The organism is Streptomyces laculatispora, assembly GCF_017353455.1.
In the GTDB taxonomy this organism is placed as follows: Bacteria; Actinomycetota; Actinomycetes; order Streptomycetales; family Streptomycetaceae; genus Streptomyces; species Streptomyces laculatispora.
Genome location: NZ_JAFMPZ010000154.1, coordinates 1 through 8,571, shown reverse-complemented (window position 1 = coordinate 8,571; position 8,571 = coordinate 1). Strand labels below are relative to the sequence as shown.

The following is an 8,571-nucleotide window of genomic DNA, read 5'->3' as shown; positions in this document are numbered from 1 at the left end:
GAGCAGGCCCGTGGTGTAGGGGTGGCGGGGTGTTTCGAAGAGCTGTGCGGTGGGAGCGGTCTCGACGATCCGGCCGGCGTACATCACGTAGATGCGGTCGCAGACCGCGGCCGCGAGTTCGATGTCGTGCGTGATGAGGAGCATGCCCAGGTCGCGTTCGCGCTGCAGCCGCCCGAGGATGGCCATGATCTCGGCCTGGGTGGAGACGTCGAGCGCGGTGGTGGGTTCGTCGCAGAGCAGCAGCCTGGGCCCGGCGGTGAGCGCTCCGGCGATCATGACGCGTTGCAGCATGCCGCCGGAGAGCTCGTACGGGTACTGGCGCAAGTGCCGCTCCGGGTCCGGGAGTCCGACCGCGGCGAGCAGTTCGGCGGCGCGGGCGTTGGCGCGGCCCTTGTCCCAGCCGTTGTTGACACGCAGCGACTCGGTGAGGAAGTCGCCGATGCGGCGGACCGGGTTGATGCCTGCCCGGGGGTCCTGGAATATCATCGACGCCGTGCCGGTACGGATCGACCGTAGGGCTGCCGGGCCGGCGCCCACCACCTCCGTTCCGTCGACGCGCACGTGGCCGTCGATGTCGGCCCCGGTGGGGAACAGCCCGAGGGCCGACCGTGCGGTGACCGACTTCCCGGAGCCGGATTCGCCCACCAGCGCGACGATTTCACCCGCCGACACGGTCAGGTCGATGCCGTCGAGTACCGGCCGGGCCATGCCGGGCAGGGCGATGCTCAGGTTCTCGTACTCCAGCAGCGCCATCAGGTCTTCCTCCCTGCGAGCCGGTCGCCGACGTTCTCCCCGACGATGTTGAAGGCGACGACGACCACCACGACGGCGACGGCGGGCACGACCGCGGACAGCGGCTGGCCGCGCAGAACGGCGGCCTGGGACTGGTTGATCATGGCGCCCCAGTCCGGAGTCGGCGCCTGCACGCCCAGGCCCAGGAAGGACAGGGCGGCGAGGTCGAGCAGCGCGTAGCCGAAGTTGACGGTGGACTGGGCGAGCACGGTCGGGCCGATGTTCGGCAGCAGCCTGCGGATGGCGACGTACAGGGCGGAGTGCCCCTGCACACGGTAGGCCGCGATGTACGGCCTGGCCCGCTCCTGCATCGCGAGGCCGCGCACCAGACGTGCGGTGTACGGCATGTAGGCCACGGACATAGCGATCACCGGCGCCGTCATCCCCTTGCCGAAGACCGCCACCGCGAGAATCGCGACGAGCAGCGCCGGGAAGGCGAAGACGACATCGAGCAGCCGCCCGATCACGGTGTCGGCCCAGCCGCCCCGCCACGCGGAGAACAGGCCGATGGCGATGCCGACGACGGTCGAGACCAGTACCACCAGCAGCGGTCCGACCAGACTCGTACGGCTTCCTTCTACGAGGGCCGAGAAGGTGTCGTGCCCACCCTGGTCGGTGCCCAGCCAGTGGTCGGCGCTCGGGCCGACGAGCCCCGTGCCCAGCTCTCCGTACGTCGGGTCCTGCGGTGACAGCCACGGTGCGAACACCGCGACCAGCACGAACAGGACGAGAAGGCCCAGGCACAGCTTCTCCAGCCGGCTACCCCCCATGGAGCGCAACTTGGCGACCGGCCTGCGGGTCAGTCCCGCCATCGGGGCGCTCATCGTGCACCCCCCGCTGCCGCCACCCGCGGATCGATCAGCGGATGCACCAGGTCCACCAGGAAGTTGACCACGACGAACGCGGCAACCACGAGCAGCACGATCGCCTGCACCACCTGGAAGTCCATCTGGTTGACCGAGGTCACCAGCAGGGATCCCACGCCCGACATGCCGAACGCGGTCTCCACGATCGAGGTGCTCACCAGCATTCCGGAGATGAGGAGCGCGGAGACGGTGACGATCGGGCCGAGGGCGTTGCGCAGTACGTGCCGCCGGATCACGGTCCACCGCGGGGTGCCGCGGCTGACCGCGACCTCGACGTGCTCACGGCCCAGTTCCTCCAGCATCGACGAGCGGGTCACCCGAGTGACCATCGCCATGAACGTGACGGACAGGGCGATCGCCGGCAGTACGACGTGGTGCAGCCGGTCGAGAACGCCGGTGCCGTTGCCGATGGTCGGGAACCAGCCCAGCTTCACGCCGAACAGCGACCGCAGCAGCAGTGCGGCGACGAAGGCGGGGGCTGCGGCCCCCACCGTCACCAGCAGCATCAGCATCGAGTCGGTGCGGGTGCCGCGGCGCAGCGCGCCGACGATGCCGGCCGCGAGACCGACCACCGCGATCAGCAGGGCGGAGGCGGCGATCAGCAGCAGGGTGGCCGGCAGCCGCGACCAGATGACCGAACTGACGTCCTGGTGGAAGACGTAGGAGCGGCCGAAGTCGCCGTGCAGTACGCCGCCCAGCCAGTCCCAGTACCGGACGAAGAACGGCTCGTCGAAGCCGTACCTGTGGCGGATCCGGGCGAGTTCGTCGGGGCCGGCGCTGCGCCCGCGCACCAGGAAGCTCGCCGGGTCGCCGGGCGCCAGGTACAGCGAGGAGAACACCAGGAAGGAGGTGACCAGCAAGGTCGCCGCCATCCCGGCCAGACGGCTCACGACCCCGAGCGCCCGGGTGGTCGTACGGCTCACTTCTTGGCCCCGATCTCAGCAGCCCACGGGTAGTAGAGGTAGGCGACCGACGGCTGGACGCCGGTGATCCGGTTGCCGAGGAAGACGCTCGTGGGCTGCGTGTACAGAGGAAGCCAGGGCAGTTCCCGCAGGGCGATCTTCTGCGCCCTCGCGCTCGCCCCGGCCCGCGCGGCCGGGTCATAGGTGCCTGCGGCGTCCTCGACCGCCTGGTCGAACTCCTTGTTCGACCAGCCGCCGTAGTTGGTGAACATGCCGGTCTCCAGGGAGCCGTACACATCCAGCGGGTCGGTGATCGACGTGTACCAGAAGGTCAGGAAGAGATCGACTCCCTTGCGGGCGGCGGCGTCGGTGAAGAGCGTCGAGTACTTCTCCGGCGACAGCGTCTCGATCTTGGGGTCGAGGCCGATGGCCTTGGCGGCCTGCTCGACGGCCTGCGCGACGATCGTGGTCTGCGAGTCGAGGGGGCTGGTCGCGATGACGATCCGCTCCCCCTTCACCCCGGCCTTCTCCGCGATCTCCTTGGCCTTCGCCGGGTCGTACGGGTAGTGCGGCACGCCCTCGATGATGGCCCTGCGGTCCGCAGGGGGCGCCTGGCCCCACATGTTGTCGGAGACGAGGGAGTCGGCGACCTCGCCCATCCCGCCGGCGCCGGCCTTGACGATGCCCTTGCGGTCGATGGCCATGAGCAGGGCCTTGCGCACCTCGGTGTCACCGAGCGGGCCCTTGAGGTTGCTGACGATCTCCTCGGCGACGGTGCTGTTGACGCCGTAGTAGAGCTTGCCGGCGCTGGACGAGCCGAGCTGCTCGTAGGCGTCGGCCGGGACCATCCAGCCACCGTCCACCTCACCGCTCTGGAAGGCGTTGACGCGGGTCGTCGCGTCGCTCAGGAACACGAACTTGACCTGGCCCGCCTTGGGCTTCAGCTCGGTGTTCCAATAACCGTCGAACTTCTTCAGGGTGAGCGACTGGCCCGACGCCCAGGACCCGAACGAGAACGGGCCCGTGCAGTTCACCCCGCTCTTGGGACTGCCGTAGTCCTTGCCCGCCTCGGCGAGCGTCGCGGCCGACTCGACGGTTCCCGAGCTGGTGGCCATCTCCTGGTTGAAGACCGCGTCCGGCTTCGTCAGCTTGACGGTGACTTCCAGCGGCCCGGTCATGTCGATCGACTTCACGTTGCGGAACGTGTTCTCCCACGCGCTGCCCACGGCGGGGTCCATGTGGCGGCGCAGGGAGGCGACGACGTCCTTCGCAGTGAGAACCGTCCCGTCGTGGAAGTGCACGCCCGGACGGATCTTGTAGACCCACGTGGTGGGAGTCGGATTGGTGAACGAGGACGCCAGGTTCGGCGACGTCGTCAGATCCGGGTTCCAGCGCAGCAGGCTCTCGCAGACGTTGGCGAGGATCTGGTTCGGCGGGTAGTCGTAGGCGTAGGCGTAGTCGAGCGAGGAGGGCTCGGCGTAGATCGACCAGGTGAAGGAGTCGATGTCGCCCGCAGCGGCGGGCGTCTGCTTGGTCAGCTTGTACGACGTGCCGGCGTCGGCGCCCTTGTCCGGGTTCGCCGTGCCACTGCACGCACTGGTGATGAGAACGGCGCTCGCCGCGAGGAGGGTCCCCGCCACGCGGCGCACCGCCCGCATCCGTGTTGGCCGTCTGGATCCTGCACTCTGCGTCGGCACTGTCTGTCTCCGTCCGGGGTGGGCTCGATGAAGTGCGTGGGGGCTGCGTCAGTCGGTCGACGCAGTGGGCGCGGTCATGTTCGCGTCGAACACGAGGCGGCCTTCGACGTACGTCCGGCGTACCCGGACGTCGCCTATCTCGTCGGCGGGGCGCGTGAACGGGTCACGGTCGAGGGCGACGAGGTCCGCGTACTTGCCCACCTCGACCGTGCCGGTCACGTCGTCGAGGTGGTTCACCCAGGCGGTGCCCGCTGTGTACGCGGTGAGCGCCTCGGCCAGGGTCAGTGCCTGTTCGGGGTAGAACGGCGGATACGTCTCGCCCTCGGGGAGTTCCCGGGCGGGGGCGGCACGGTTGACCGCGACGTGGATGGCCCACAGCGGGTTGGGGCTGCTCACCGACCAGTCGCTGCCGGCGGCGAGGTGGGCGCCGGCACGGCGCAGATCCCCGAAGGGGTACTGCTGGGCGGCGCGTTCGGGCCCGAGGAACGGGATGGTCAGCTCGTCCATCTGGGGTTCGTGGGCGGCCCACAGCGGCTGGATGTTCGCGGCGACGCCGAGTTCCGCGAAACGCGCGATGTCATCGGGGTGGACGACCTGGAGGTGGGCCAGGTGGTGCCGGTGGTCGTTGGCGCCGTTGGCGGCACGGGCCGCGCCGAGCGCGTCGAGTGCCTCGCGCACGGCGCGGTCGCCGAGCGCGTGGAAGTGGACCTGGAAGCCGGAGCGGTCCAGCGCGCACACCGCTTCCCTCAGTAGTCCGGGCTCGACGAAGCTCAGGCCGGAGTTGCCGGTTGAGCAGCCGCAGCTGTCCAGATAGGGCTCCAGCATCCCGGCGGTGAAGTTCTCCGCGACGCCGTCCTGCATGATCTTGATGCTGGTGGCCGCGAAACGGCCCGCCTGCCCGATGCGGCGGCGCTCCTCCAGCTCCGGAAGCTGCTCCATTCCGCGGTTGCGGTCCCACCACAGGGCGCCGACGACCCGGGCGAGCAGCGAACCTTCGCGGGCCGCACGCAGGTAGACGGGCAGGTTGTCCGGGTAGCCGTGGAAGGAACCGATCATGGCGTCCTGCCAGCCGGTCACCCCGAGTGAGAACAGGTACTCCTGCGCGGCGAGCAGCCCGGCGTACGTCTCGTCCTCGGTCGCGACCGGAACGTGCTGGGCCACCAGTTCCACCGCGCCCTCGTGCAGGGTGCCGGCCGGGGTGCCGTCCGCCTCCCGCTCGATACGGCCGTCGGCCGGGTCGGAGGTGTGCCGGTCGACACCGGCGATCTCCAGCGCGCGGGTGTTGACCCAGGCGCCGTGGCCGTCGCAGTTCACAAGCAGCACGGGCCGGTCGGGCACCACCGCGTCGAGCATGGAGCGCGTCGGCGTGCCGCCCGGGAAGCAGTCCATCGACCAGCCGCCGCCACGGATCCAGGCCACGTCCGGGTGGTCCTCGGCGTACCGGGCCACCACGTCGAGACAGTCCTCGGCGGTGGTCTGCTCGCTCTGGTCGCAGCCGAGCATCTGGGTGCCACCCATCACGGGGTGGATGTGCGCGTCCTGGAATCCGGGTACGAGCAGGCCGCCCTCCAGGTCGACGACCTCCGTACCGGCACCGGCCAGCGCGCGCACCGTACCCACGTCGGCGACGGCGATGATCCGGCCGCCCGCGACGGCGACGGCGGCGTCCACCGGGACGGGGCCCGCTCCGGTGAAGACCCGGCCCCCGACGAAGACGGTGTCGGCCCATTCGCTGCTGTGCGCCATCGATTCAACCTCCAGCAGGGCGGAATGACCCGCCCGACGTGTTCGTTGAGGAGGAGTGAACGACAGCGCAACAGTGCTGTCAACAGTGTTGCGCACACTGGATCCCGAACCGATACACTGGCCGCACCATGCCGAAGTCACCCGCCGCCAAGGCCCGCAGCAAGCGCGCCGGCAGTCAGCTCACGCCCGGTGCGATCATCGACGCGAGCCTGCGCATTGCCGCCCGCGGAAGCGAGGACGCCTTCACCGTCCGGCGCCTGGGCGAGGAACTCGGGGCGGATCCGACCGCGATCTACCGGCACTTCCGTGACAAGGACGAGCTGTTGCTGTCGGTCGCCGACCACATGCTCGGGGAGGCGCTCGACGCCATCCCCGACGGCCTCGGCTGGAAGGCCCGCATCCGGGCACTCGCCGACGCCTCTCTCGCGGTCGCCCTCAAGTACCCGGTGGTGGGCTCCGCCATGGCGAGCCGGACCACGCGCCGCTCCAACGAGTTCCGGGTCGTCGAACTCATCCTCGGCGCCGTCCGGGAGGCCGGTCTGGAGGGATCCGAGGCCGCCGTCCACTACCGCATGATCGGGGACACCCTCCTCGCGTACGTGGGCCAGCAGGCCGCCTTCCTGCTGTTCGACGCGGACGCCCGCGCGGCCGACGACTCCGCGTGGAACCGCGAGTACCGGCTGGTCGACGCGCAGCGCTTCCCCTACATCGCCGGCCTCAGTGGCGAACTCGCCGAGGTGACGGACGAACAGATCTTCGACGCTACGGTCGAGGCCCTGATCTCGACTGTCGAGAAGCGCGCCGCGACTCCTCGGGGCGCGTGACCCGGCTCAGCCCAACGCCAGGCGGTCCGGCTCGGCCGTCCGTCGGTCCGTGGAGCGTGGGCGGAGCCATCCCCGGACGCCGCTCTCCGGGGAGGCCGAGCCCGGGCTGATCCGTGGCACGGGCCTGCCGGAGGGGTTCCGGCAGGCCCGTCGGCCTCCGCTGCACGAGGCCGAGGTCCGTGAGGATCTCGTCGGGCGTGCGATGACCGGACTCAGCTCCGTCCTCCATGTAGCCCTGCGGCCGCCGTCGGTGGCCGTCCGGTGCGGGAGCCGCCCGCCCCGTCTACTGTCGCCTGACCTGTGCATCTACCGCAGCGTCTACCGGCATCTACCCATGATCTTCCGGCCGATCTACCGCCGGTCTAGTAACGAGAACGTTCAGCGCGTCCTTGACGACGCCGCCACGGAGATACGACCGTTGCAGCAGAAGGGCATCAAGGTCGTCCTCTCCGTCCTGGGGAACCACCAGGGTGCGGGTTTCGCCAACTTCCCGTCCCAGCAGGAGGCTTCGGTGTTCGCGAAGCAACTGTCGGACACAGTGGCCAAGTACGGTCTCGACGGCATCGACTTCGACGACGAGTACGCCGAATACGGCAACAATGGCACTGGCCAGCCCAACGCCAGCTCGTTCGTCAACCTGGTGACGGCGCTGCGCCTGAATATGCCGGACAAGATCATCAGCCTCTACAACATCGGCCCGGCCGCGTCGCGCCTCTCCTACGGAGGCGTCGACATCTCGACCACGTTTGACTATGCCTGGAACCCGTACTACGGCTCCTGGCAGGTCCCCGGCATCGCACTGCCCAAGTCGAAGCTGTCGCCGGCGGCCGTCGAAATCGGCCGGACCTCGCAGAGCACGGCCGCCGACTTCGCCCGACGCACCGTCAGTGAGGGCTACGGGGTCTATCTGACGTACAACCTCGACGGTGCCGACCGCAGCGCCGATGTCTCCGCCTTCACACGAGAGTTGTACGGCAGCGATGCCGATTTCACGCCGTAGGGCGGGCTCGCGCCGCCGTGGCGCGCCGTGCTGCTTGGGGTTCGGCGACAAGGTGTGGGCAGACGCGGATCATTCGACCCCGCTGTCCCTGTCCTCCCAGCGCAGCAGGTCGCCCGGCTGGCACTCCAGCGCCTCGCACAGCGCGGCATGCGTCGTGAAGCGCACCGCCTTGGCGCGGCCGTTCTTGAGCACCGCCAGGTTGGCAGGGGTGATCCCTATGCGGTCCGCGAGTTCGCCCACGGATCTTCCGCCTGGCCGGCATCACGTCGATGTCTACGGCGATCGGCATCAGATCACCTCGTCGAGCTCGCCCTGCGTCTGCGCCGCTTCTGCGTCGCGCGTAACGGCTTGGGCGAGGAGCATCCGCAGCACGAGCACGATGAGCGCGACTCCCAGGATGGCCAGCCGACCCCGCCTGCTGCAAGGCCGGCGCGATGTGACGCAGCGCCCGCCGCCGGCGGGGCACCAGGCGCTCCAGCCGGTGTGGCATGTACCAACTGGCCCTGTTTCTGCCCAGCTGGTCGAACCACGCCGCGCACTCTAATCTCCGCTTCCAGGACCGTCGCGTTGCCGATCTCGAAGCCACATCGAAGCGTTCCCGCCGGTAGAGGTGGAGCTGCCGTGGGGGAAGCCGGAGGGGGAGAGGAAGACGTTCTCCCTGCTGCTCACCACGCGCTTCGGCAACGCCGTGGCGGTGAACACATGGAACACCTATACCTGGAAGCCCGCCTTGGCCAAGGCGGG

Annotated in this window: 6 protein-coding genes and 3 pseudogenes; 2 read left to right on the top strand and 7 right to left on the bottom strand. The window is 69.5% G+C overall.

Annotated elements, in window-relative coordinates; all coding sequences use genetic code 11:
* The 5 genes from J1C73_RS09275 to J1C73_RS09255 form a co-directional block, all read right to left on the bottom strand.
* A partial coding sequence (locus J1C73_RS09275; RefSeq protein ID WP_207315910.1) for an ABC transporter ATP-binding protein occupies positions 1-753 on the bottom strand: 753 nt, incomplete at its 3' end.
* On the bottom strand, positions 753-1,604 hold the full coding sequence (locus J1C73_RS09270; protein ID WP_242643933.1) for an ABC transporter permease: 852 nt from the start codon (positions 1,602-1,604) through the stop codon (positions 753-755). The genes J1C73_RS09275 and J1C73_RS09270, both read right to left, overlap by 1 nt.
* A gap of 8 nt (positions 1,605-1,612) precedes the next feature.
* Entirely contained in the window at positions 1,613-2,581 is a 969-nt protein-coding gene (locus J1C73_RS09265; protein WP_260147340.1) for an ABC transporter permease, read from the bottom strand.
* The gene (locus tag J1C73_RS09260) at positions 2,578-4,200 is read right to left on the bottom strand and encodes an ABC transporter substrate-binding protein (RefSeq protein ID WP_260147339.1); all 1,623 of its coding nucleotides are present in this window, start codon (positions 4,198-4,200) and stop codon (positions 2,578-2,580) included. The genes J1C73_RS09265 and J1C73_RS09260 overlap by 4 nt, the downstream gene beginning before the upstream one ends.
* 105 nt (positions 4,201-4,305) lie before the next feature.
* On the bottom strand, positions 4,306-6,003 hold the full coding sequence (locus J1C73_RS09255; RefSeq protein ID WP_207315908.1) for an amidohydrolase: 1,698 nt from the start codon (positions 6,001-6,003) through the stop codon (positions 4,306-4,308).
* 128 nt (positions 6,004-6,131) lie between these two features.
* On the opposite strand from J1C73_RS09255, the gene J1C73_RS09250 reads away from it, so the two are divergent.
* Positions 6,132-6,827: a TetR/AcrR family transcriptional regulator gene (locus tag J1C73_RS09250; protein ID WP_123468013.1), complete on the top strand. Its 696-nt coding sequence runs from the start codon at positions 6,132-6,134 to the stop codon at positions 6,825-6,827.
* A 367-nt stretch (positions 6,828-7,194) separates the two neighbouring features.
* A pseudogene (locus J1C73_RS09245) lies at positions 7,195-7,827 on the top strand (endo-beta-N-acetylglucosaminidase H); the annotation flags it as partial.
* 69 nt (positions 7,828-7,896) lie between these two features.
* Here the strand turns inward: J1C73_RS09245 and J1C73_RS09240 are convergent.
* Positions 7,897-8,116, bottom strand: a pseudogene (locus tag J1C73_RS09240) (helix-turn-helix domain-containing protein).
* Positions 8,116-8,232, bottom strand: a pseudogene (locus J1C73_RS35645) (DUF2975 domain-containing protein); the annotation flags it as partial. The pseudogenes J1C73_RS35645 and J1C73_RS09240, both read right to left, overlap by 1 nt.
* Between the last annotated feature and the right edge of the window lie 339 nt (positions 8,233-8,571).